This window comes from Ruegeria atlantica, from assembly GCF_013032505.1.
Taxonomy (GTDB): domain Bacteria; phylum Pseudomonadota; class Alphaproteobacteria; order Rhodobacterales; family Rhodobacteraceae; genus Ruegeria; species Ruegeria atlantica_F.
The window spans coordinates 973241-995364 of record NZ_WQCG01000001.1 but is presented as its reverse complement, the minus strand read 5'-3'; the positions used below and the strand labels follow the sequence as shown (position 1 = coordinate 995364).

General features: G+C 57.9%; 24 protein-coding genes and 1 tRNA gene. 14 read left to right on the top strand and 11 right to left on the bottom strand.

Features of this window, described 5'->3' with window-relative positions; genetic code table 11:
- Positions 1–8: 8 nt before the first annotated feature.
- The 4 genes from nuoN to GOW92_RS04825 are packed head-to-tail and all read left to right on the top strand — an operon-like array spanning position 9 to position 4710.
- Complete coding sequence (gene nuoN, locus GOW92_RS04840) at positions 9–1451, top strand: NADH-quinone oxidoreductase subunit NuoN (protein ID WP_170558470.1); 1443 nt, start codon at positions 9–11, stop codon at positions 1449–1451.
- Between the two features lie 54 nt (positions 1452–1505).
- Positions 1506–2255 carry a biotin--[acetyl-CoA-carboxylase] ligase gene (locus tag GOW92_RS04835; RefSeq protein WP_170558469.1) on the top strand — a complete coding sequence of 250 codons (750 nt, stop codon included), beginning with the start codon at positions 1506–1508 and terminating at the stop codon, positions 2253–2255.
- Between the two features lie 11 nt (positions 2256–2266).
- Positions 2267–3046, top strand: coding sequence for a type III pantothenate kinase (locus GOW92_RS04830; RefSeq protein ID WP_170558468.1), 780 nt, complete (start codon positions 2267–2269; stop codon positions 3044–3046).
- Positions 3043–4710, top strand: coding sequence for a ribonuclease J (locus GOW92_RS04825; RefSeq protein ID WP_170558467.1), 1668 nt, complete (start codon positions 3043–3045; stop codon positions 4708–4710). The genes GOW92_RS04830 and GOW92_RS04825 overlap by 4 nt, the downstream gene beginning before the upstream one ends.
- A gap of 23 nt (positions 4711–4733) precedes the next feature.
- On the opposite strand, the gene GOW92_RS04820 is transcribed toward GOW92_RS04825, so the two are convergent.
- Together GOW92_RS04820 and GOW92_RS04815 are read right to left on the bottom strand one after the other, a co-directional pair.
- Complete coding sequence (locus GOW92_RS04820) at positions 4734–5435, bottom strand: NUDIX hydrolase (RefSeq protein ID WP_170558465.1); 702 nt, start codon at positions 5433–5435, stop codon at positions 4734–4736.
- Between the two features lie 25 nt (positions 5436–5460).
- Positions 5461–5859: a DUF983 domain-containing protein gene (locus GOW92_RS04815; protein ID WP_170558463.1), complete on the bottom strand. Its 399-nt coding sequence runs from the start codon at positions 5857–5859 to the stop codon at positions 5461–5463.
- Positions 5860–6049: 190 nt separating this feature from the next.
- On the opposite strand from GOW92_RS04815, the gene GOW92_RS04810 reads away from it, so the two are divergent.
- From GOW92_RS04810 to GOW92_RS04795, 4 genes are read left to right on the top strand one after another with little or no spacing between them, the layout of a single operon-like run.
- Positions 6050–6517 (top strand): EF-hand domain-containing protein, encoded by a 468-nt coding sequence (locus tag GOW92_RS04810; protein WP_170558462.1) that lies wholly within the window; start codon positions 6050–6052, stop codon positions 6515–6517.
- 6 nt (positions 6518–6523) lie between these two features.
- On the top strand, positions 6524–7138 hold the full coding sequence (locus GOW92_RS04805) for an RNA polymerase sigma factor (RefSeq protein WP_170558461.1): 615 nt from the start codon (positions 6524–6526) through the stop codon (positions 7136–7138).
- Positions 7131–7484: a hypothetical protein gene (locus GOW92_RS04800; protein ID WP_254452897.1), complete on the top strand. Its 354-nt coding sequence runs from the start codon at positions 7131–7133 to the stop codon at positions 7482–7484. The genes GOW92_RS04805 and GOW92_RS04800 overlap by 8 nt, the downstream gene beginning before the upstream one ends.
- Complete coding sequence (locus GOW92_RS04795; protein ID WP_170558459.1) at positions 7481–7954, top strand: periplasmic heavy metal sensor; 474 nt, start codon at positions 7481–7483, stop codon at positions 7952–7954. Before GOW92_RS04800 ends, GOW92_RS04795 begins: the two co-directional genes overlap by 4 nt.
- Before the next feature lie 5 nt (positions 7955–7959).
- Here the strand turns inward: GOW92_RS04795 and GOW92_RS04790 are convergent, their stop codons facing one another.
- Positions 7960–9348 carry a diguanylate cyclase gene (locus tag GOW92_RS04790; protein ID WP_170558458.1) on the bottom strand — a complete coding sequence of 463 codons (1389 nt, stop codon included), beginning with the start codon at positions 9346–9348 and terminating at the stop codon, positions 7960–7962.
- An 87-nt stretch (positions 9349–9435) separates the two neighbouring features.
- On the opposite strand from GOW92_RS04790, the gene GOW92_RS04785 reads away from it, so the two are divergent.
- The 5 genes from GOW92_RS04785 to GOW92_RS04765 all read left to right on the top strand — a co-directional run bounded on the left by GOW92_RS04785 (position 9436) and on the right by GOW92_RS04765 (position 13833).
- Complete coding sequence (locus tag GOW92_RS04785) at positions 9436–9720, top strand: DUF3572 domain-containing protein (RefSeq protein WP_170558457.1); 285 nt, start codon at positions 9436–9438, stop codon at positions 9718–9720.
- A gap of 25 nt (positions 9721–9745) precedes the next feature.
- Positions 9746–10438 carry an HAD family hydrolase gene (locus GOW92_RS04780; protein WP_170558455.1) on the top strand — a complete coding sequence of 231 codons (693 nt, stop codon included), beginning with the start codon at positions 9746–9748 and terminating at the stop codon, positions 10436–10438.
- Positions 10439–10558: 120 nt separating this feature from the next.
- Positions 10559–12118, top strand: coding sequence for a trimethylamine methyltransferase family protein (locus tag GOW92_RS04775; protein WP_170558453.1), 1560 nt, complete (start codon positions 10559–10561; stop codon positions 12116–12118).
- A gap of 120 nt (positions 12119–12238) precedes the next feature.
- A complete protein-coding gene (locus GOW92_RS04770; RefSeq protein ID WP_170558451.1) occupies positions 12239–12826 on the top strand; it encodes a heme NO-binding domain-containing protein in 588 nt (195 codons plus the stop codon).
- Complete coding sequence (locus GOW92_RS04765) at positions 12823–13833, top strand: GGDEF domain-containing protein (protein ID WP_170558449.1); 1011 nt, start codon at positions 12823–12825, stop codon at positions 13831–13833. The genes GOW92_RS04770 and GOW92_RS04765 overlap by 4 nt, the downstream gene beginning before the upstream one ends.
- 31 nt (positions 13834–13864) lie before the next feature.
- Here the strand turns inward: GOW92_RS04765 and GOW92_RS04760 are convergent, their stop codons facing one another.
- The 8 genes from GOW92_RS04760 to GOW92_RS04725 form a co-directional block, all read right to left on the bottom strand.
- Positions 13865–14563 carry a CbiX/SirB N-terminal domain-containing protein gene (locus tag GOW92_RS04760; protein WP_170558447.1) on the bottom strand — a complete coding sequence of 233 codons (699 nt, stop codon included), beginning with the start codon at positions 14561–14563 and terminating at the stop codon, positions 13865–13867.
- A gap of 70 nt (positions 14564–14633) precedes the next feature.
- Positions 14634–15566 (bottom strand): AEC family transporter, encoded by a 933-nt coding sequence (locus GOW92_RS04755; protein WP_170558445.1) that lies wholly within the window; start codon positions 15564–15566, stop codon positions 14634–14636.
- 63 nt (positions 15567–15629) lie between these two features.
- On the bottom strand, positions 15630–16427 hold the full coding sequence (locus GOW92_RS04750) for an MBL fold metallo-hydrolase (RefSeq protein ID WP_170558443.1): 798 nt from the start codon (positions 16425–16427) through the stop codon (positions 15630–15632).
- Positions 16424–17230: a TatD family hydrolase gene (locus GOW92_RS04745; protein ID WP_170558441.1), complete on the bottom strand. Its 807-nt coding sequence runs from the start codon at positions 17228–17230 to the stop codon at positions 16424–16426. Before GOW92_RS04745 ends, GOW92_RS04750 begins: the two co-directional genes overlap by 4 nt.
- The gene (locus GOW92_RS04740; protein ID WP_170558439.1) at positions 17227–18348 is read right to left on the bottom strand and encodes a DNA polymerase III subunit delta'; all 1122 of its coding nucleotides are present in this window, start codon (positions 18346–18348) and stop codon (positions 17227–17229) included. Before GOW92_RS04740 ends, GOW92_RS04745 begins: the two co-directional genes overlap by 4 nt.
- 7 nt (positions 18349–18355) lie before the next feature.
- A complete protein-coding gene (gene tmk, locus GOW92_RS04735) occupies positions 18356–18982 on the bottom strand; it encodes a dTMP kinase (RefSeq protein WP_170558438.1) in 627 nt (208 codons plus the stop codon).
- Positions 18979–20145, bottom strand: coding sequence for a D-alanyl-D-alanine carboxypeptidase family protein (locus GOW92_RS04730; RefSeq protein WP_368040247.1), 1167 nt, complete (start codon positions 20143–20145; stop codon positions 18979–18981). Before GOW92_RS04730 ends, tmk begins: the two co-directional genes overlap by 4 nt.
- Before the next feature lie 16 nt (positions 20146–20161).
- The gene (locus tag GOW92_RS04725; protein WP_170558434.1) at positions 20162–21502 is read right to left on the bottom strand and encodes an SPOR domain-containing protein; all 1341 of its coding nucleotides are present in this window, start codon (positions 21500–21502) and stop codon (positions 20162–20164) included.
- A 199-nt stretch (positions 21503–21701) separates the two neighbouring features.
- Here GOW92_RS04725 and GOW92_RS04720 point away from each other — a divergent pair.
- Positions 21702–21791, top strand: a tRNA-Ser gene (locus tag GOW92_RS04720).
- Positions 21792–22124 lie beyond the last annotated feature (333 nt).

Genomic DNA, 22124 nt, shown 5'->3' with positions numbered 1-22124 from the left:
TTGGAGACATGATCCAGGCTGATCTGACAATAATCCTGCCGGAAATCATTCTGGCCGTGTATGCGATGGCGGCGCTTTTGGGGGCTGTCTACACGACGAAGGACGGGCTTGCGCCGACGCTGGTTTGGACGACAGCGGGGTTGATGGCGCTGCTGGCGATCTGGATCGCGACCAATGGCGATGGCACCAACGTCGCGTTCAACGGCATGTTTGTCGATGACGGGTTCGCAAGGTTCTCGAAGGTGGCAATCCTGTTGTCCGCTGCGGCCATTCTGGTGATGAGCCAGGAATACATGGCGCGTCGCGACCTGTTGCGGTTCGAATTTCCGTTGCTGGTCGCGCTGGCCGCTGTCGGCATGATGATGATGGTCAGCGCCGGCGATCTGATGTCGCTGTACATGGGGTTGGAGCTGCAGTCACTGTCGCTGTACGTCGTGGCCGCGCTGCGCCGGGACAGCGCTAAATCGACTGAGGCTGGTCTGAAGTACTTTGTGCTGGGTGCACTGAGTTCGGGCCTGCTGCTATACGGTGCGTCTCTGGTATATGGATTTTCCGGCACTACGCTGTTCTCGGGCATCATCCAGACGGTTCAGGATGGAGAGATTTCGATTGGCCTGCTGATTGGTCTGGTGTTCTTGATTTCGGGCCTTGCGTTCAAAGTGTCAGCCGTGCCGTTCCACATGTGGACACCGGACGTGTACGAAGGCTCACCTACACCAATCACCGCCTTCTTTGCCACGGCGCCGAAAGTGGCGGCCATGGCTCTGTTCGCACGCGTAATGCACGACGCATTTGGCGGTGTGATCAAGGACTGGCAACAGGTGATCGTCCTGCTTTCGGTCCTGTCGATGCTGCTGGGTGCAGTTGCGGCGATTGGCCAGCGTGACATCAAGCGACTGATGGCGTTCTCGTCGATCGCCCACATGGGATATGCGTTGATCGGTTTGGCTGCAGGCACCGAGATGGGCATCAAGGCAATGCTGATGTATCTGGCGATTTATGTAACCATGAATATCGGCACATTCGCGTTCATCCTGATGATGGAGCGGGATGGTAAGCCGATCACGGACATCGACGCCCTGCGCCAATATTCGAAGCGGGAACCGGGCAAGGCGCTGGCAGTGTTGATCTTGATGTTCAGCCTAGCGGGCGTGCCGCCGATGTTGGGGTTCTTCGCCAAGTTTGGCGTCTGGCAGGCAGGTGTTAGTGCGGGGCTAACCGGGCTGGTAATTGTCTCGGCCATCGCATCGGTCATCGGGGCATTCTATTATCTGCGGATCGTGTTCTACATGTATTTCGGGGACGAAAACGACGAGCCGATCGAGACGCATTCTTCGCCGGTCCTTTGGGTCGCCCTGATGGGCTCGGCAGCGTTGATGTTGGTGGGCGTGTTCTATCAATTCGGAATTGAAGGCGCAGCTGCAGCTGCGGCAGCGACACTTGTCAACTGATCCGCGTAGCAGCTTGAACCCGGGGGCTCGGTCAACAGACCGGGCCTTTTTGACATGACTGATTGGCCCCAAGAATACGGCCTGCATGTGCTTAACGAGGTCGACAGCACCTTGAACGAGGCCGCGCGTATGGCCCCGACAGCGACTGGGCCAGTGTGGATCATGGCGCATCATCAGACGGCGGCTCGTGGGCGGCGGGGCAGGGCATGGGCTAACCCCAAAGGAAACTTGGCCGCGACTTTGCTAATGCGCCCTCAAGGGAACCCGGAAGAGGCGGCACTGCGCAGCTTTGTGGCGGCGCTGGCACTGTTTGACGCCTGCGTGGCAGTCACCGGGCGGGCAGCAGGCTTGACACTTAAATGGCCCAACGATGTCTTGCTGAACGGCGGCAAGCTGGCTGGCATCTTGTTGGAAAGCACGGGGCAGGGGCGCGGCGTCTCGCACTTGTCCATCGGTATCGGCGTGAACTTGTCCGAAGCGCCGGGTGCGGAATTGGTCGAACCAGACGCTGTCCGCCCGGTTTCTCTGTTATCCGAAACTGGGGCCCATGTGACGCCTGAGGATTTTCTGACCGAACTGGCTGCTGCCTATGCCGGGTATGAAAACCAATTCGCAACTTTCGGGTTCGAACCGATCCGCACGGCATGGCTGGCCCGAGCCGCGAAATTGGGAGAGGTCATCACGGCCCGTACCGCAGCGTCGGAAACGGTTGGAACCTTTGAAACGGTGGACGCCGGGGGCAACCTTGTCCTAAACACCGCCAAGGGCCGTGTCAGCATTCCTGCGGCGGATGTGTTTTTCTGAAGGAGGCTCAGATGCTTCTGGCTATCGACTGCGGTAACACGAACACTGTCTTCTCAATCTGGGATGGCGAAGAGTTTCTGTGCACTCTGCGCACGTCGACCCACCATGCACGCACTGCGGATGCTTATTTCACGTGGTACTCGACGCTGGTGAAACACTATGGGATCGAGGCTGAGATTACGGATGTGATCATCGCCTCGACCGTGCCGCGCGTTGTGTTCAACCTGCGGGTCTTTGCAGATCGGTTCTTTGGATGTCGTCCGCTGGTGGTGGGCAAGCCTGAATGCCTTTTGCCGATGGCCCCCCGTGTTGACGAGGGCACCGTGCCCGGCCCAGATCGTCTGGCCAACGCCGCTGCCGCATTCGACCGGCATGGCGGCAATGTAGTTGTGGTCGACTTTGGCACTGCAACAAACTTTGACGTGGTCGCGGCGGATGGGGCCTATGTTGGTGGCATCATCGCGCCGGGCGTGAACCTCAGTCTCGAGGCGTTGCACCAGGGGGCGGCTGCCTTGCCACATATCGATATCACCCGCCCTGAAAAAGTGATTGGCACAAATACGGTTGGCTGTATCCAATCCGGCGTGTATTGGGGCTATTCCGGCTTGATCGAGGGGCTGATTTCCCGGATCAAAACCGAATATGGAATGCCGATGAAAGTCGTTGGGACCGGTGGGCTTGCGCCTCTGTTCGATCAGGCGGACGTAGGGTTTGACGCAATCGAAGATGATTTGACGATGCACGGGCTGACCGTGATTCATCGCTATAACAAGGACAATGGCTCGACATGAGCAGCGAAAAACTGATCTACCTACCGCTAGGTGGTGCCGGTGAAATTGGCATGAATGCCTATGTCTACGGCTATGGCAAACCTGGAAAAGAACGGCTGATCCTCGTAGATCTGGGCGTGACCTTTCCCGACATGGACACAACCCCCGGCGTTGACCTGATCCACGCAGACATTTCCTGGCTGCGAGAGCGCGCGGACCGGCTGGAAGCCGTATTTGTTACCCACGCGCACGAGGACCACGTGGGCGCGGTGGCGCATTGCTATGAGGCGCTGGGTGCGCCTGTCTATGCGCGCGCCTTCACCGCCAACATCGCACGGCGCAAGATGGAAGAACACGGCCATCCAGAAGACGCCGTGCATACAGCGTCTGCATGGCCGGAACAGATAACCGTTGGTCCGTTCACGGTGGGTTTCCTGCCGGTCTCGCACTCGATCCCGGAAAGTGCTGCCCTGGTGATCGACACGCCTGAGGGCAGAATTGTTCATTCTGGTGACTTCAAGCTGGATGAAAATCCGGTTGTGGGTGAAGCTTTTGATCCCGAGCTCTGGGCCGAGGTCGCCAAGCCCGGTGTCAAAGCGCTGGTGTGTGACAGCACAAACGTGTTCTCCCCCCACGCGGGTCGGTCCGAGTCCGAAGTTGGTCCCGAGATTACCAAGCTGGTAGAGGAAGCCAGCGGCATGGTTGTCGCCACCACTTTTGCGTCGAACGTCGCGCGGGTGAAAACATTGGCTGAGGCGGGCGAACGGGCTGGACGCTCAGTCGTTCTGTTGGGGCGCGCGATGCGCCGGATGATTGAGGCCGCGACCGAAACGGGTATTCTGACCAGCTTTCCGCGTGTCGTCAGCGCCGAAGAGGCCGTCGATATGCCGCGCCAGAACCTGATGCTGATCGTAACCGGCAGCCAGGGTGAACGCCGCGCAGCCAGCGCGCAATTGGCGCGGGGCAAATACCGGGGGTTGGAATTGAAAGAGGGCGATCTGTTCCTGTTTTCGTCGAAAACGATTCCCGGCAATGAACGTGGCGTAATTTTCATCATGAACCAGCTCAGCGAAAAGGGCGTGGATGTGGTGGATGACAGCTCGGGCCTGTATCACGTGTCCGGCCACGCCAATCGCCCCGATCTTGAGAAAGTACATGCGCTGATCGATCCGCAGATGGTCATCCCGATGCATGGTGAACATCGCCACCTGCGTGAGCATGTCAAACTGGCAGAGGCCGGGGGCCGTTCGGGTGTTCTGGCGGTGAACGGTACAATGCTGGACCTGACCGGCAATGCGCCGCAGGTTGTCGACTATGTCGAAACCGGACGGACCTATCTGGACGGAACGGTCAAGATCGGTGCGCTGGACGGCGTGGTGCGCGACCGAATTCGCATGGCCTTGAACGGCCATGTGACGGTAACCGTCATTCTGGACGAGGAAAACGAGCCGCTGGGAGAGCCCTGGTGTGACACGATGGGCCTGCCCGAACTTGGGTCGTCTCGTGCCGCGCTGGTCGAGGTCCTGGAAGAGGATCTGAACCAATTCCTGATGCGGGCTGAAGCCAAAACTTTGCGCGACGACGACAAGTTAGAAGAAGCCATGCGCCGAATTGTTCGCCAAACGGCAAAGAGCGAGATTGGCAAAAAGCCCGAAGTCACCACGGTGATCAGCCGGATGAAGTAAACTCAACTGGGGGCCAATGGCCCTCAGTCCGCTTCGGGCATGGGATAGCCACGAAGCCTGAGGAACAGGTTTTCCTCTTCAGTATTCAGAAAGAACGGGACGGATTTGGGCGGTGTTGGATCTGTGACCCGCGCCGCGATTTCGGCCAGCACGACCTCGGTAATGAACGGCAGGTCGAATTCGCGCGCCCGATCCAGCGCAACCCATTGCAGATGCGACAGCTCGTCCGAGGCACGGCTGAAATCGTCCAGATCGCCCTGAATTTCTGCAGCATCTACCAGAAAAAAACGCGCATCGAACCGGCGTGGTCGTCCCGGCGGGGTGACAGCCCGAAAGACGAACTGAAGTGCCTGTGCGGATGGGCGGTATCCCATCTGCGCAAAAGCTACCCAGTCTTCGGTCAGCGGGCCGGCCCAGTCATCAGGCTGGCCTAGGATCAGGCCCGTTTCTTCCCACAGTTCTCGGATAGCGGCTACGGCCAAGGCGGTTTGCAACCCGGCTTGCGACTGTTCAGCAAGACGTTCCCGGCACACAGTAGGTAGATCCGTGACAAGCGCCACGTCTGCATCAGATGCGTCGACAGCGCCGCCGGGGAACACAAACTTGTTGGGCATAAACGCGGCATTCGCGCCGCGTTGTCCCATCAAAATAGACGGATTAGTCAGACGATCCCGCAGAACAATGACCGTCGCTGCGTTCCGTATAGCTGTTTTGTCCACCGTCATCCGTTGCCCAACGCGCGATCCGGAATCACTTGGACTGGCCAAAGCCGTGCATACGGCGGGCCCATTGATAGGCGACAACTGCCCCTTTCAATCGAGGCAGCAAAAACAGCGACAGGGCTGTGCAGCCAAAGGCGAAGATCAGGAACATCGTCAGGGGTTCGGGCCGCCAATGGACGTAAGAGACGTGCAGCGCCGGCGCCAAGAGGTGACCCACCACCAAAATCGTCAGATAGGCCGGGCCGTCATCGGCGCGATGGTGAAACAGCTCTTCTCCGCATTTCGAACATTCGTCGTTTACCTTGAGGTAGCTGTGCAACAGTTTGCCTTCACCGCAATTGGGGCAACGGCAAAGGAACCCTTTGACCAATGCAGGCTTTGTCGGGCGGTCTTCCACGTCGGTGGTGTCGATCGTTTGATCTGTCATGTTGATACTCGCGCGTTCCAATGATGAGGGTATAACGCTTGTTTGGCCTACCGGGAAAGGGGGTGCGTCGCTTTGCATCGCTCAGGCGTTTTGAAAAATATTTCGATTCCCGCGACGGAATGCTCAGTCTGCTGCGTTTGAACCTATGTAAGCAGCGGCAATGGCGCCGCGAAAACAAGGGAAAAACGATATGAAAAGCGCCAAATTCATTCCGGCAATCGTTGTGTCAGCACTGGCAATCACCGGCACGTCCGTTTTGGCCGCAGGCGGTAAAGATCGCGAACCTGTGACCTTTCAACAGCTCGACGCGAACGGTGACGGGCAGGTGACCAAGGAAGAAATGCAGGCTCATCGGAATCAGCGTTTCACTAACGCCGACACAGACGGCGATGGCCAGCTGAGCGTAGAAGAGATGCAGGCCGCCGGCCAACAAAAGGTCAACGATCGTGTTACGAAGATGTTTGAACGCAACGATGCCAACAAGGATGGGTTTCTGAGCGAGGACGAGTTGCCCAAGCCGCGCCGTGCTGACAAGATGTTTGACCGGATCGACGCAAACGACGACGGCGCCATCTCGGAAGAGGAATTTGCCGATGCAAAAGACAGAATGGGTAAACGCCACAAGAAACGTGGGAATGCGGACTCTGACGACAGCTAATGCGGGATGGAGGACCTGACCTCTGCTCCACAAGACGTTCGCGGCGTGGATTACGCCGCGAACGAACCGGGTGACGATGCGTTGCTCAGGCAGTTTGCCAATGGCGATGCTGCAGCGGCACGCGTGCTTACTGATCGGCTTGCGCCACGCAGCCTGTCGGTGGCGCTTCGGTTTCTTGGCAACCGCGCTGAGGCCGAGGATGTCACGCAAGAGGCCATGATGCGCCTGTGGCAGATGGCACCCGATTGGGTGCCTGGTCAGGCCAAAGTTTCGACATGGCTTTATCGTGTGACGCTGAATCTGTGCGTTGATCTACGCCGCAAAAAGACGCCGGACCGGTTGGCCGATGTGCCAGAGCCCGAAGATGAAGAGGCTAGTGCGGCGGATCGCTTGCAGGATGCCGCTCGCAAGGACGCGCTGCAAACGGCGCTGTCACAGTTGCCCGAACGGCAGCGGCAAGCCGTTGTTTTGCGGCATATTGAGGAATTGCCCAACCCCGAAATCGCGGGGATCATGGGAATCTCGGTGGAAGCGGTGGAAAGTCTGACGGCACGAGGAAAACGGTCGTTAACGGCGATTCTGGCCGGACGACGTGATGAACTGGGGTATGACGATGACTGAAGACAAAGACAATCTGGATCTGTTGTTCGCCCAGGCCCGACAAGACCGTCAGGAGTTGCCGGATGACTTGGCCGTGCGGATTCTCACCGACGCAGAATCGGTTCGGTTGAGCCGACTGCAACCAGATGAGCCTAAGGCAGCCCCTCGTTGGGCACGCTTGCTTACCGGTCTGGGCGGTTGGCAGGGAATGGGCGGTTTGGTTGCGGCCAGCATGGCAGGTGTCTGGATCGGTTTTTCAGCACCGGAGTTTCTGCCCGATCCCGCCAACTACATTTACGCAGAGGATGTTAGTTTCGTAGTCGCTGACCTAAGTCTGGATACGAGTTTTCTGGAGGACGCCGAATGAGCGATAGCCCCAAACCCAAAAGCCGCTGGATTTCAGTTTTGCTTGTCATCTCGCTGGCCTTGAACCTGCTGGTTGTCGGCGTCGCGCTGGGGACCGTGCTGCGGGTCAAAGGCGGGGATCATGCAAAATCACCACCGGGCTTCGGCTCGGCGCTGTATCGTGCGCTGCCAAAAGAAGAGCGGAAAGCTATGCGCGGCGAGCTATTCGACCGTCACAAAAAAGGGGCCAACAACCGATCCCAGGATTTTGCACAACTCAGCGCTGCATTACGGGCAACCCCGTTCGAAGCGGCGGATGTTCAGGCCCTGTTGGACCAGCAGGCGCAATCCATGGCGGACCTGCAGGATGCCCTGCAGCAAGAGTGGCTGGCGCGGGTCGTCGCCATGAGCGATGAAGAACGTTTGGTCTATGCCGATCGGTTGGAAGAGGTCGTCAAACGAGGTCCGCGTGGCCATAAGAAAAAGGACTGAAGGTTTCAGGCAGCGCTCTGCCTGACCCTTACTTGATTGCGGCCCGCCTTCTTGGCTGCGTAAAGTGCGCTATCGGCCGATTTCAGCAATTGTTCCAACGGCTCGCTATGGGTCAGGGGCGGATTTGGAGCCGTCAGGCCGATGCTGATGGTCACGGGCACCGGGGCTGAAGCATCGGGCAGAGAAAAGGGTGTTTTGCTGATACAGTCGCGCAGGGTTTTGGCCAATTCTATCGCCCCAGTCGGAGAGCTGTCGGGCAGGCCAATCATAAACTCCTCTCCCCCAATACGCGCGACAAACCCAGCTGATCCAACCGTACGCTTCATGCGCATTGCAGCCTCGGTCAAAACCCGGTCGCCGCTGACGTGCCCAAAGCGGTCATTGATGGTCTTAAAGTGATCCAGATCTGCCAGCATCACAACAAAACCGTGACCGGTTCGCGAAGGCTGCCGCGCCATCTGATTCATCGCTTGCATGGCATAGCGACGATTGTGCAGCCCGGTCAGCGGATCAACCCACGATTCGGCAAGCCCACGTTTTAACGTAGCGCGCATCCGGTCCATGCGTGCCTTTCGCGCAACCTGATTGTCTAGTTGCAACTGAACCTCTTCGGCGCAGAACCCGTCCATGCAAACGGCGTCGGCACCACGATCCAGCGCTTCGCACGCTAATCCGGCGTCGTGATCCGCCAAGACGGCGATCAAAACCGTGTGCCGAGTTGCCCCCCTCGACTTTAAATCGGCCAGTGTATTCAGACCCGCGGCGCTTGTTCCGATTTCGATCAGGATCGCGTCTGGCACCGATCCTGACAACAATGCACGCATGTTCGAAGCCAGATGGTTTCTGAGGCTGTGTCGCGATCGCCCCGACAACGCGGTCTTCCACAGTGTTCCGATCCTGGCAGTTTGGGTAAGTATGGCCACATGAGCCTGTTTGGGCGGGGCAATCAACGTGGCGGCCGGTTCAGCAAATCCAATTGGGTGCGATCCGTTGCCTAATTGAAGCTCTTGAGTATCAGCACGCGCGCGCAGAAGGCTGCGAATTCGGGCCAAGAGCAATGTGTCCTTGAAGGGGGCGGTCAGCACATCATCCAGCCCGTCTGCCAATGCTTGCAGTCTTGCGGCTTTGTCGTTCTGCGGCGCGATCGCGACGACCGGAACATCCCCCAGTTCCGGGTTGGCTACCACTAGTCTTTTGACGTCTGCTGACGAGCCGTCGGGCAACGTTTGTGCAACCAGCACCAAATCGGGGTGCGTTCGCCGCAGTAGCCCGGCCAGACCATGCAGCTTTTCAGCCTGAACCACGTGATACCACGCCGCCGTCAACTGGACCTTTAGCATAATGCGATTGGTCGAAGTCCCGTCGAGGACAAGGATGGTTCCCTGCACGGACATATCAGTCACCGTTGATTGCATGCGTTGCCAAAGTGTTTATGAGTCTGGTTAACAAACCCTTTCCAACTGCACTTCCGAGGCCTTTTTATGCCGATCACCGCCCAATCCGCCGAAACGCTTGCCCTGAACGTCCTTGGGTGGCTGGTCGGAAATGACGAGTTGCTGCCGATTTTTCTGGGCTCGACGGGCGCATCGACCGATGATTTGCGGGCCCGCGCATCAGAGGCGGAATTCCTGAGTTCGGTTCTTGAATTCTTGATGCTTGACGATTCGTGGGTGATCGCTTTTTGTGACGCCAATTCCGTGCCCTATGATCTGCCGGGTCAGGCACGGGCTGTATTGTCTGGTGGCGGTGATGTTCACTGGACATGAAACAATACACTGACAGGAGCATGCAATGCCCATCGACGCGATCTTGTTCGACAAGGACGGAACACTATTTGACTTCGCGGACACTTGGGGTGGTTTCGGACGCAGCGTGTTGGAAAAGATGTCAAACGGGGACCCAAAGCGCGCGGCCGAACTTGGTCGCGCCATCGGCTTTGATCCGATCACTGAGAAATATTCCGACGACAGCATTGTAATTGCAGGGACCGTTGAAGAGATCGCCGAAGCCCTCGCGCCGTTTTTCCCGGATATGCCCAGCGATGAGCTAGTCGACATTCTCAACATGGAATCGGCGACGGCGACGCAGGCCCCGGCTGTTCCATTGGTTCCATTCCTGGACGCTTTGCGGGAGGCGGGCCTTAAATTAGGTGTGGCCACGAATGACGGGGAAATGCCCGCGTTGCAACATCTGGCTTCAGTCGGGATTCGCGATCACTTCGATTTTGTTGCCGGGTACGATAGCGGCCATGGGTTCAAACCTGGACCAGGGCAATTGATCGCTTTTGCCGCGCATGTCGGCGTCGAACCGGCTCGTGTGGCTATGGTTGGTGACAGTTTGCATGACCTTCAGGCTGGGCGTGCCGCTGGTATGACCACAATCGGGGTGCTGACCGGGTTGGCCCCGGCCGAAGCGCTTGCGCCGATGGCGGATGTGGTGCTCCCAGATATCGGTCACATTCCCGCCTGGTTGGCCGAAAACTGACCAACTGATGGCCGATTTCGACGGTTCGAGTTGAAAAACCGACAGAGTGTGTCGCAGACAGAGCGGCGATTGCCCTGACTTCGGGGCTTGCTTGAAGAAAGCAAGTTCCGGAGGGTTCCAATGGCTGACACACAAACTCGCAAACGTCGCGGAGGGGGACGGGCCGGTGCCGCAGCACGCAGGGGCAGCGCGGTGATCGACCAAATGCCGTGGAATCCGCCAATCAACATCGACAAACCCACCGAACCGCTGGATCAAGCTGGCATCGAAGCGATCCACGAAGGAGCAATGCGCATCCTCGAAGAGATCGGTATCGAGTTTTACAACGAAGAAGCCCTCGGCATCCTGAAAGAGGCCGGCTGTACGATCAATGGCGACAACGTTCGCATGGGCCGGGATTTCGTGATGGAAATGGTGGCCAAAGCGCCGTCAAAGTTTACGATCACGCCACGAAACCCTGACAAGACGATTGAGGTTGGTGGCAAAACCCTGCTGTTCGGGAACGTCTCCTCTCCGCCGAATTACTGGGATCTTGAGATCGGGACCAAGGTGGCCGGTAACCGTGAGATGTGCCGGAATCTGCTGAAGCTGACGCAGTATTTCAACTGTATCCACTTTGCCGGGGGCTACCCGGTTGAGCCTGTCGATATCCACGCCAGCGTCCGGCATCTGGACGTTCTCTATGACAAGCTGACGCTCACCGACAAGGCAATGCACGCCTATTCGCTGGGCAAAGAGCGAGTTGAGGACGTGATGGAGATGGTGCGGATCGCTGGGGGTCACAGCCATGAAGAGTTCGAGGCGACCCCGAGGATGTATACCAATATCAACTCGACCTCGCCGTTGAAACATGATCATCCGATGATTGACGGCTGTTTGCGCCTAGCGCGGCGCGGGCAGGCGATTGTCGTGACTCCGTTCACGCTGGCAGGTGCGATGGCGCCGGTTACGATGGCGGGCGCGGTTGCGCAATCTCTGGCCGAGGCGCTTTGCGCAATCGCGCTGTTCCAATATGTCCGACCTGGAATTCCCTGTGTTGTCGGGACCTTCACGTCCAACGTTGACATGAAATCCGGCGCACCTGCGTTTGGGACACCTGAGTACATGCGCTCGACCCAAATGACCGGCCAGATGGCGCGTTACTATGGTCTGCCGATGCGTTCATCAGGCGTGTGTGCCGCGAACGTGCCAGACGGGCAATCGGTTTGGGAGACATCGAACTCGCTCTGGGCTGCGGTGCAATCGGGCACCAACATGGTGTATCACGCGGCCGGGTGGCTTGAGGGCGGGCTGATCGCCAGCCCCGAGAAATTTATCATGGACTGTGAGATCTTGCAGCAAATCCAAAGGTATATGCAGCCCGAGGTCACCGCGACAGGCCCTGACGAAATCGCATTGGATGCGATCAAGGCCGTTGGAAACGATGGTCACTTCTTTGGCGTCCAGCATACCCAGGACCGCTACACCTCTGCATTCTATCAACCCTTCCTGAGTGATTGGAAAAACTACGAAGGTTGGGACGTGGCCGGTGGTATCTGGACGGCAGAGCGCGCCCACCACATGTTCAAGGAAATTGTAACCAGCTTTGAGCCCCCGCCGCTAGATGACGGAATCCGCGAGGAGCTGGCGGATTTCGTCGCCCGCCGAAAGGCCGAAGGTGGCGCGCCGACAGATTTCTAGTGCGACAACAAATACTTCCATAATGAGACTCTTCCAAATTCTCCTCAGCGCATCGCTTTTTTTGGCTATTTGTTAAGGATTATCTGACCAGATTGGGGCGTAACCAATTTGGGGCATCTCATGCATGGTTTGATCAATCGGGCAATACAGTCATTTGTTTGCGCGACTTACGGACATCCTTGCTGGCTTCGGGTGACCGAGGCCGCGGGGCTGGGATTAACCGAGTTTGAGGCAATGCTGGTATATGATGACGCCATGACCGGACAGGTCTTGGACGCGCTTTGCGCTGACCTGAAACGCCCGCGTGCTGAGATACTGGAGGATCTTGGAACCTATCTGGTGTCGCACCCCAATATGGAAGATTTGCGCCGACTGCTTCGGTTCGGGGGTGTGACATATGTCGAATTTCTGCACTCGCTGGATGACTTGTCAGATCGTGCCCGCCTTGCAGTATCCGATCTGCGCCTGCCAATGCTGGAATTGCGTGAGGTGTCACCGGCAGAATATCACTTGTACTGCTACCCCGGTCTGCCAGGCTATTCCAGCGTGATGGTCGGCGTATTGCGGGCAATTGCAGACGATTATGGAGCGTTGGCCATGCTTTCGCATGAAGGGCAGTGCGGCGACGCTGAGGTCATCACGATCGTTCTGATCGAAAGCGCGTTCGCCGAAGGGCGTCATTTCGATCTAGGGGCACGCAAATCATGATGCAAACCTCTGAACTCTCGGCCCTTTTGGTCACGCTATGCCCCATGTTTGTGATGGTGGATGATCAGGGCAGGATCGTGAATGCCGGGCCGACGTTGCAAAAGCTTCGCCCGGATCACCCGATGCGGGGTCGAGACTTTTTGGACGTCTTTGAACTGGTTCGGCCGCGAACAGTTACAAAGATTGCGGGGCTGCTGTCTTTGACCGGTGGAAAAGTGCATTTGAAATTTCACGATGAACCCCGGACAGCGCTGACCGGGCTAATCGCACCCTTGCCAAAGGGGAATGGGACCATCATCAACCTATCCTTCGGGATTTCGATACTGGATGCAGTTCGTGACTACGCCCTGACCAGCGCAGATTTCTCTGGCACGGATTTGGCGATTGAATTGCTGTATCTGGTTGAGGCGAAAACAGCCGCGATGGAGGCATCGCGTTCATTGAATCTGCGATTGCAGGGGGCCATGTTGGCTGCGGAAGAGCAGGCCATAACAGACATGTTGACGGGGTTGAAAAATCGCCGTGCGATGGATGTGGTACTGGGCCACTTAATCTCCGGAAACTCCGTTTTCGCGCTTATGCATCTTGATCTGGATTACTTCAAAAGCGTCAATGATCGCCTTGGCCATGCCGCAGGGGACTTTGTGCTGCAACAGGCCGCGCGCCTTATGGAGGAAGAGACACGAAATGAGGACACAGTAGCCCGGATCGGCGGTGATGAGTTCGTTATTATTTTTAAAGGCTTGGTCGACGAAAACACCCTGTCCGAAATAGCAGGGCGCCTGATCAGTCGGCTATGCCAGCCCATGATGTTTCAGGGCATTCCGTGTAAGATTTCGGCAAGCATCGGAACAGCTCTGTCCACGCAGTTTGGCACGCCGGACGCGGCAGAAGTTCTGAACGCGGCCGATCAGGCGCTGTACGAGGCAAAGCGGCAGGGACGGTCGCGACACTGTCTGTACTCGGCGCTTGCGGCCAATGGGTTGAGACCGGCCAGCTCGCAATGACCTTGGGCCCCGCGTAGGGCGGGTATTTTGGTTAATCCTGCGAAAAAGCCCGGCTCAGAATTTCGGCGATATGGCGTTTGATGGGCGGAAGATCTCCGACAACCGGCATCACGTGTCCATTGAATCGCGCTCGCTTCAGTTCCTGCGGGACGTCCTCCCGAACATGCCCACCGGTGCAGGCGAAGAAAGGCAGGCACAGAGATTGATTATCAGCCCCGGTTGCGGCCTCGGCAATGGATGGGGTCTCTTCCACAAACCCGACTCGGATCGATTGGAACGTCACAAACCTCGCTAGTTCTTTGGAAAATTCAATGGCGACAGCTGATGGGTTACGGCTGCGACCCGATCCGTGTGCGGCCAGAACCAGATCAGTTTTAGCCGCATCCCAACCCTTGCCCAATAGGGTCTCTCGAAACGCCTTCGCAGCCAAAGCAGGGAGGTCAGGATCAACGCCCAGCGGATCCAGGATTCGGGCTTTTCTATCGCCAAGTCGCTTAGGTAGCGCACTTGTCACGAACCACCCCTTGGCCATGAAAAGAGGATAAATCACAATATCTTCGGGAAGCTCATCCAACCGTGCCTCAAGCTTTCCAGGTGCCGCAAGGGTCGCGGACCAAACGCTCAGCCCATCGCAATACCCATCGACCTCGGCCGCGAAAGCCGCCAGCGTAGCTTCAGCAGGGGCAGGATCCGAGGGTTGGCCGTGGGCGACGATTAAGGCGTTCGGCATGTTGGTTCTTCCTGTGGTTTTTCCGATAGATGTCGCCGATTGCGGGAAAGTCAATCCGGCGTGCGCGCCGCTACCCCAATAGTGTCAGCCAAAACCAGACCGACAGGATCGAGACGGCGGTTCCGACCAAGACCGAAGAGGCCGCGACCCGTTTCGCCCGCCCGTACATATTCGCAAAGATATACGCATTAAATCCGGGCGCCATCGCAGCAGTCAGCACGCCCGAGCGGAACAGGTCCTGCGGCAACCCGAACGTTGAGCCAAACAACCAGACAAGGCTGGGATGCAGCATCAGGGAAATTGCACAGACGAAGGCAATGGCGCGCAGGTCGCCTTCGGGTTTGTACTTCACAAGCACGCCGCCAAGCGCGAACAGTGCGCCGGGCAAGGCGGCGCGGGTCACAAGGCTCAGGGCTTCGTCCACGACGGCAGGCACATTGAGGCCCGACAGATTCACGGCAAAGCCAAGAGCAATGCCCAGGATCAGCGCGTTGCGGAACATGGCTGAAAGGATGGACTTGAACATCCGGGTGCCGCCGTGGCCACGGTTTCGCATGACCTCCATCACCGTTATGCCAACGCCATAGCAAAAGGGCGAATGGAAGGCGATTATCGCATAGTTTCCAGTCAGGTTTTCCGGGCCATAGGCACGCTCTGTAATCGGCAGACCCAACAAAACCGAATTCGAGAACAGGCAGCAGAAACCGATAGCGACGCAGTCTTCCCAATCGCGGCGAAAGATGAGCCGTGCACCAAACAGGCCAGCGGTGAAACACAAGCCAGCTGCAGTATAGAAGCTGGCCATTAGTCGAGGATCAAAACTGGCGCTCAGATCCAGATGTGAGATCGCAAGGAACAGCAGGCAGGGGATCGCAAAGCCTTGGGTGAACTTCATCAACCCGTCGATGTGGATTTCCTTGAAGTATCCCAACCGGGTCGAGGCATAGCCTGCTCCGATCACAAGGAAAACCGGTAGAATGACGTCGATCAGACTTTGGAGCATGGCACCGCTTTGCAGGCTGGGCCGGCTTGAGACTGCAGAGGCCTAAGTCGGCTGCATGAGGTCTTAAAGTGCCTGATGGATCACCATTCCGTCATAGGCAGGCGTGATGTAATCGGCGGTTTCCGCCTCGACCGTGGCATAATCCAGATCGATATGCATGTTGGTCAGGACTGCGCGCTTCGGGCTCAGTTGTTCGATCCAGCCCAGTGTCTTTTCAAGGTGGGCATGAGTTGGGTGTGGTTTTCGACGCAAGGCGTCGATCACTAGACAATCCAGCCCCTCCATCATCGGCCAGGCGTCATCGTAGATTTCCGCGACGTCCGGCAGATACGCCAGTTTGCCAATTCGGAAACCCAGCGAGTCGATCGAGCCGTGGTTGACCTTGAATGGATGAAACAGGATCGGCCCGCCAGGGCCGTCAACCTCGAACGGGCCGTCAATGGTTTTCAGATCAAGGATCGGTGGATAGGGCGATCCCTCGGGTTGAATGAAGGCGTAACCGAACCGCCCCAACAAGGCGTTCTGCGTATCTCCATCAGCCCAGACAGGCACCCGTTCGCGCATATTGAAAACGATCATGCGCAAGTCATCGATGCCGTGGACATGGTCCGCGTGCGAATGGGTATAGATGACCCCGTCCAGACGCCCAGTCCCACTGTCGAGCAGCTGGCTGCGCATATCAGGGGTGGTGTCGATCAGCACGGAGGTTGTTCCGTTCGGCCCGTAACGCTCTACCAGCATCGAACAGCGGCGGCGGATGTTCTTGGGGTTCTCGGGATCGCAATCTCCCCAATGCCCGCCCAGCCGGGGGACGCCGCCAGAAGACCCGCAGCCCAGAATGGTGCAACGTATTTCGGTCATGCAGCCGCCTTGTAGATCGCGGCTTTAGTGAACAACCGGTCGAAATTAGTCTGCGTCTGCGCGGCGAAATCAGCGTAATCCATACCGAACACTTCGGCGCCCTTGCGCGCTGTGTGGGCGGTGTAAGCCGGCTCGTTCCTTTTGCCGCGATAAGGGGGCGGGGCCAGATATGGTGCGTCGGTTTCCACAAGGATGCGGTCAACCGGGGCGCTGGCGAAGATATCGCGCAGTTCTTGGCTTTTGGGGAATGCCGCGATGCCGGACATCGATAGATAGAACCCCAGTTCAAGGGCGGCTTGGGCCAGTTCGGCAGATGAGGAAAAGCAGTGCATCACGCAGGAATAGGGCGCATTTCCATGTTCTTCGGCCAGAATGCGGGCCATGTCGTCATCGGCCGCACGCGCGTGAATAATCAGCGGCAGACCGGTGCGCTGAGCTGCCTCGATATGTACTCGCAACGACTGCTTCTGCACCTCTGCGCTGTCGGCAGTATAGTGATAGTCCAGTCCTGTTTCACCAATACCAACAAATTTGGGATGCTGAGAAAAGGTAACGAGTTCGTCGATCGTTGCCATTGGCTCGTCAGCCGCGCTCATCGGGTGCGTTCCTGCAGCGTAGAACACCGGGGCATGGGCTTCGGCAATGGCGCGGACGGTTGGTTCATTCCGCAAGCGTGTACAGATGGTCACCATTCGGGAGACGCCAGCTTCGGCGGCGTTGGTGATGATCTGATCCAGCTGACCTTCAAAATCGGGGAAGTCCAGATGGCAATGGCTGTCGGTAATTTCGGGGGTATCGCTCATCTGCTCTGACCGGCGGTTTCCTGTATCTTGAATACCGTATCTAGGACCAGAGCGGCAGGGTCAAGGTTCACAGCCTGCCCATGACGCGCGCGTGCGGTAATCACCGCGGCAACCTCTGCCCATTTGCGGGCTTGATTAGGTGTTGCCGACAGGCGGGCGAGAGTTTCAGCCTCGTTCGGCGCGGCCTCAGGCATCGGGGCTGCACCTGTCGCACCGGTCAGTGCAAGCCGTGACAGGGCGATATCGATCAGAGTCAGCAACAGCTCGAACCGTTCGGCGGCACCCCGTTGGGCGGCAGCCTCGGCCAAGGCCAGCGCGCGCTGGCGATCCATGCGGGGCAGAGTGCCCAGAATGGCGATCAGTTCGGCGTAAATGTCCAGCCCGCCCAGGTTGATCAGGCGCACTGCGTCACCCACAGAACCGGCGGCCAGGGCGGCCAGATGTTCTGTATTTTCGGGCAGTTGCGCACCGGTTTGCACCAATGCATTCTGCATGTCCTCAGGCCCCAGGGGGGACAAACGCAGTGTCCGGCACCGGGATCGGATCGTCGGCAAAAGGCGTGACGGTTGGTGAGAGATCAACAAAAGCGTGGTCCGGGCCGGAGGTTCCTCCAGCATCTTCAACAGCGCGTTGGCTGCGCTTACGTTCATCTCGTCGGCGGAATCCACGATCACGACCCTGCGGCCGCCATCGGTCGAGGACAGCCCAAAGAACTTTCCCAGTTTTCGGACATCGTCCACAACGATTTCGTTGCGCAATCGCCCCTGATCGTTAAGCGACCGGGTGATCGCCGCCAAGCCGGGTTCAGCACCGGCCAGAATACGGTGCGCAACCTGATGTTCCGGATCAATCTCAAGGCTATCAGGCGGAGGTGGGGCACCAAACAGTCCGCCATCATCCGCAGGAGGCGTCGCCAACAGAAAACGCGCGATCCGCCAGGCCAGTGTTGCTTTGCCCACGCCGCGCGGACCTGTGATCAACCAGCCATGGTGCAGGCGTTCAGAATTGTAGGCGCTCAGAAACGCCTCTTGCGCTGCGTCCTGCCCAAACAGGCGCTGCGTTTCGCGTGGGTGCGGTGCACCGGGGGCCTGATCCGGGGTAGGGGTGTCGTCGCTCATCTATCGTCTATCGCAATGCTTTCAGAACGATATCTGTCACATCCTGTGCAACACTGTCCATGTCCCGGTTACCGTCAATGACGCGGAAGCGATCGGAAAATTCGTCTGCGAGGGCCAGAAAACCCGCGCGCATCTGCTGTTGCAGATCCAGACCAAAATCTTCGAACCGTTCTTCTGTTCCCTGACGACCCTTGGCGCGGGACAGGCCAGTTTCGGGGTCCATGTCGATCAAAATGGTAAGGTCAGGTTCGCGTCCGATCATCAACTTGTGCAACTGATCGACCAATCCTCGAAGGTCGCCGCGCGAGAGGCCCTGATACATGCGGGTACTGTCGGCGAAACGGTCACAGATTACCACTTTGCCTTCGGCCAGCGCGGGCCTGATCGTTCGTTCCAGATGATCACGGCGCGCAGCGGTGAACAGCAGGATTTCCGTTTCCGCTGACCAGCGATCCGGATCGCCTTCCAGTACGAGGCTTCGGATTTCTTCAGCGCCAGCGGACCCGCCGGGTTCGCGGGTCAGAACCACATCGTGACCGAGGTTGCGCAAATGATCCGCAAGCATACGCGCTTGTGATGATTTCCCAGACCCGTCAATCCCTTCGAAAGTCAGAAACAACCCGGCCTTCGTCACATTGCCTCCAGCGGATTGCCGATCACGTCTTCCAGAACAATACCGCCTACGGTTTTCATGCGCACGACAAACCCGCCCACAGGCACATCGTTGGCCGCAAACAGTGGGCGACGGATTTCCGGCAAGCCTTCTGGCGTAATCACCAGCTCAGCCAGCTTTTGCCCCTTTTCTACGGGCGCATTGATTGGGCCCTCATATACTACTTCGGCCTCAACATTCTTGTCATTGAGAACAGGGAACAGCAGGTTCAGATCCTCTTCGGGCACCAGCCCGACGGTTTTTTCCGCTCCCATCCAGATCCGGGCTTCGGCTATCGGCGTTTCTGCGTCGGCAACTGTCCTCTCGACAAAATTGCGAAACGACCAGTTAACCACGGCCTCAGCCTCCTCTGCGCGGCGGGCGGTGCTATCGAGGCCAGTCAGGACAAAGACCACACGACGGTCGCCCTGTTTGGCCGAACCGACAAGGCCATAGCCTGCCTCTTGCGTGTGTCCGGTTTTCAGGCCGTCGGCCCCGATCCCCAGTTTCAACAGAGGGTTTCGGTTGCGTTTGTTGGATGGCGCGCGGCCATCGAATTCAAACTCTTCTTCCGCGAACAAGGGGTAGTACTCGGGAAAGTCGCTGATTAGCCGATCGGCCAGGACGGCAAGATCATGGACTGACATCATGTGGCCCGCTGCTGGCCAACCGTTCGAGTTGGCGAAGTTCGAGTTGTCCATGCCCATCTGCTTGGCGCGCTGTGTCATGTAGCGGGCAAACCCGGCCTCGGTCCCGTCGGGGCTCAGCGCCTCGGCAATCACCACGCATGCGTCGTTACCAGACAACACGATGATTCCGCGCAGCAGATCCTCGACGCTGACACGATCCTGCGTGTTCAGGAACATGGTCGAACCGCCATAACTCATGGCGTGTTCCGACACGGGCAGAGTTTCACCTAAGGTCAGGCGACCATCGCGCAACGCCTCAAATGCGACATAGAGCGTCATCAGTTTGGACATCGATGCAGGCGGTAGTGGCTGGTCTGCTTCTTTGGACAGCAGAACCGTTCCGGTCGTTTGATCAATCACATAGGCCGCGCGTGCGGTTGTGTCGAAAGCATTGGCGGGCAGGGCAAACAGCGCCAACCCGAGGGTCAAAACAGATGATCGCAGTGAGGACAGCACGGGGGCCTCCTTTGTTTCAGTTTTTGACAGTGAACGCGTCGCCAAAGCCAAGGTCTTTGGCATCACGTTGCATTGCATTGCGTTCCGAACGGGTCGTCGCGGGTCCGATGAGGACCCTCCAGACTTTTTTGCCATTCGACGTCAGCTCTCGCACTTCGGCAGGCATCCCGTTGCGGCGGATTTTGTTGGCCGCACTGTTGGCGTTGGTTTCGACTCCGAATGTGCCAATCTGAATATAGGGCTTGGACAGCGATGAAACCGAAGCTCCTGTAGCGGCCGAAGCACTTGCAGTTGTGGCAGCGGCCGTCGAGACCGGTGTGGGTTCGGCTGCGTCGATCGCCGCAGCAGCGCCTGCGATTGGGTCCAGCGGCGTTTCGGTGATTTCATCGGGCTTTTTCTTTTGCCACCACTTACGCTTTTCAGGTTGTTCAGTCGGGGGCGTAACCTCGGGGTCCACAAGGGAAGCCGAAGGTTCAGCTTCACCGACGGTTTCAGCCGCCTCTGCTGTCGTTTCCGCTGCAGCGTCGGTCGCGGCATCAGCAGCCGCTGTCGCGGCACCGGTTGCAGCGGCAGGTTTCTTGCGTTGCCACCACTTGGGCTTTGTCGGCTTTTCGGTCTCTGCGGCGGCTTCGACAGCTTCGGTTGCTGCTTCTGCGGTGGTGTCGGTTGCAGTGTCGGTCGCGGCAACGGTGGCTGCTGCGGCCGCGGTCGCACCCCCAGCTGCGGCGGCTGGTTTTTTGCGCTGCCACCACTTCAGTTTTTCAGGCTGTTCGGTCTCGGTAACCTCAATTTCGGCGGCGTCAGTATTGGGCTCATCCGCAATTGCTGTTTGCGTCTCTTCGGCAGCGGTCTCATCGGTCGCTGGCTTTTCTTCAACAGGTTCTGGTGCTTTGCGGCGCAGAGCTACAACATCAACCTTTGTGGGTGCGCCCGCCAGTATGCCTAGCTTTTCTGCAGCGGCCGAGGAAAGTTGAAGCTCAGGTCCCGGCAGGTTTCTCTCGCGACGGAACAGCGCTGCGGTGACAGTTTTGTTGTTCTTGGTGTTTTTTACGCGCACGCGTTCGGGCTGCGTCACATCCGGGTGGGCAACCCATATACCGCCCAGTGACGGGCGACCGTCCCATAGTCCGGGCTCGGACAACTGAAACACCTCGGGTGCTTCTACATCATCTTTGGGGCTACCGGCGGGTATGGGGAAAAGGTCGGTCCGACCGTCTGCCTGGGCTTCGGAACTTTGGGCATCTGCCGAGACATTGTCCGGGGAAAGCGCCTCGTCGCAACCAGCCAAAACCACGGACATAACGGCCAATGCCGCTAACGCTCGCGGTTGTGCGCGTTTCTCAGTCGCTCGCTTCATTTTGTCATCCCTTGCCTGATTGGGCCTCGTCTCCCGAGACCCGCCGTGTGCTGGTTCTGTATTGCCAGCCTGCTCCGGTCTTTCGTGCGGATCATAACGCGGGCAAAGTGTCATGGAAAGACCGCAGCAAGCGCTTCGGCAAGAATTCCCTATTTGGACTTGCCACCGGTTCGCGATGGCCTTAGACCCAGCCTCACGCGGGGAGGTGGCAGAGTGGTCGAATGCGGCGGTCTTGAAAACCGTTGAACGTGAGAGCGTTCCCAGGGTTCGAATCCCTGTCTCCCCGCCACTCATACCTGTCTCACTTCAGTTGTACTTTCTGATCCAGAATTGTGTCGCAATTCCCGCGAGTTGGCGCATGCGGTTTCAATCAGAGACGGAGCAGACTGTACAATCAGAGGACAATTCAGGCGCCAGTCTCAGTGTCGCATTTTGGCGGGGTCGCTTTGGGCCAGATTTCCCTGATACCCGGCAATTTACAGGGAATTTTCGCGAAACGGGTCTGAGTTCTGTCATTTCACCTGTCAGAACTGCATGTTTTACAGAGGTTTATGTTGCAAATTCCCTACAAGGTGGAGCAGGGAATTTTCTCGTGGGAACAGGGAATTGTGCTGACGGATCA

Coding starts and splice junctions, on each gene's coding strand:
- GOW92_RS04825 (WP_170558467.1), top strand. CDS start 3,043: ATGAGCAGCGAAAAACTGATCTACCTACCGCTAGGTGGTGCCGGTGAA.
- GOW92_RS04760 (WP_170558447.1), bottom strand. CDS start 14,563: ATGCCGAACGCCTTAATCGTCGCCCACGGCCAACCCTCGGATCCTGCC.
- GOW92_RS04785 (WP_170558457.1), top strand. CDS start 9,436: ATGCCGATCACCGCCCAATCCGCCGAAACGCTTGCCCTGAACGTCCTT.
- GOW92_RS04790 (WP_170558458.1), bottom strand. CDS start 9,348: ATGTCCGTGCAGGGAACCATCCTTGTCCTCGACGGGACTTCGACCAAT.
- GOW92_RS04830 (WP_170558468.1), top strand. CDS start 2,267: ATGCTTCTGGCTATCGACTGCGGTAACACGAACACTGTCTTCTCAATC.
- GOW92_RS04805 (WP_170558461.1), top strand. CDS start 6,524: ATGGAGGACCTGACCTCTGCTCCACAAGACGTTCGCGGCGTGGATTAC.
- GOW92_RS04800 (WP_254452897.1), top strand. CDS start 7,131: ATGACTGAAGACAAAGACAATCTGGATCTGTTGTTCGCCCAGGCCCGA.
- GOW92_RS04750 (WP_170558443.1), bottom strand. CDS start 16,427: ATGACCGAAATACGTTGCACCATTCTGGGCTGCGGGTCTTCTGGCGGC.
- GOW92_RS04745 (WP_170558441.1), bottom strand. CDS start 17,230: ATGAGCGATACCCCCGAAATTACCGACAGCCATTGCCATCTGGACTTC.
- GOW92_RS04765 (WP_170558449.1), top strand. CDS start 12,823: ATGATGCAAACCTCTGAACTCTCGGCCCTTTTGGTCACGCTATGCCCC.
- GOW92_RS04725 (WP_170558434.1), bottom strand. CDS start 21,502: ATGAAGCGAGCGACTGAGAAACGCGCACAACCGCGAGCGTTAGCGGCA.
- GOW92_RS04815 (WP_170558463.1), bottom strand. CDS start 5,859: ATGACAGATCAAACGATCGACACCACCGACGTGGAAGACCGCCCGACA.
- GOW92_RS04795 (WP_170558459.1), top strand. CDS start 7,481: ATGAGCGATAGCCCCAAACCCAAAAGCCGCTGGATTTCAGTTTTGCTT.
- GOW92_RS04835 (WP_170558469.1), top strand. CDS start 1,506: ATGACTGATTGGCCCCAAGAATACGGCCTGCATGTGCTTAACGAGGTC.
- GOW92_RS04740 (WP_170558439.1), bottom strand. CDS start 18,348: ATGAGCGACGACACCCCTACCCCGGATCAGGCCCCCGGTGCACCGCAC.
- GOW92_RS04820 (WP_170558465.1), bottom strand. CDS start 5,435: ATGACGGTGGACAAAACAGCTATACGGAACGCAGCGACGGTCATTGTT.
- GOW92_RS04775 (WP_170558453.1), top strand. CDS start 10,559: ATGGCTGACACACAAACTCGCAAACGTCGCGGAGGGGGACGGGCCGGT.
- GOW92_RS04770 (WP_170558451.1), top strand. CDS start 12,239: ATGCATGGTTTGATCAATCGGGCAATACAGTCATTTGTTTGCGCGACT.
- GOW92_RS04810 (WP_170558462.1), top strand. CDS start 6,050: ATGAAAAGCGCCAAATTCATTCCGGCAATCGTTGTGTCAGCACTGGCA.
- GOW92_RS04780 (WP_170558455.1), top strand. CDS start 9,746: ATGCCCATCGACGCGATCTTGTTCGACAAGGACGGAACACTATTTGAC.
- GOW92_RS04755 (WP_170558445.1), bottom strand. CDS start 15,566: ATGCTCCAAAGTCTGATCGACGTCATTCTACCGGTTTTCCTTGTGATC.
- nuoN (WP_170558470.1), top strand. CDS start 9: ATGATCCAGGCTGATCTGACAATAATCCTGCCGGAAATCATTCTGGCC.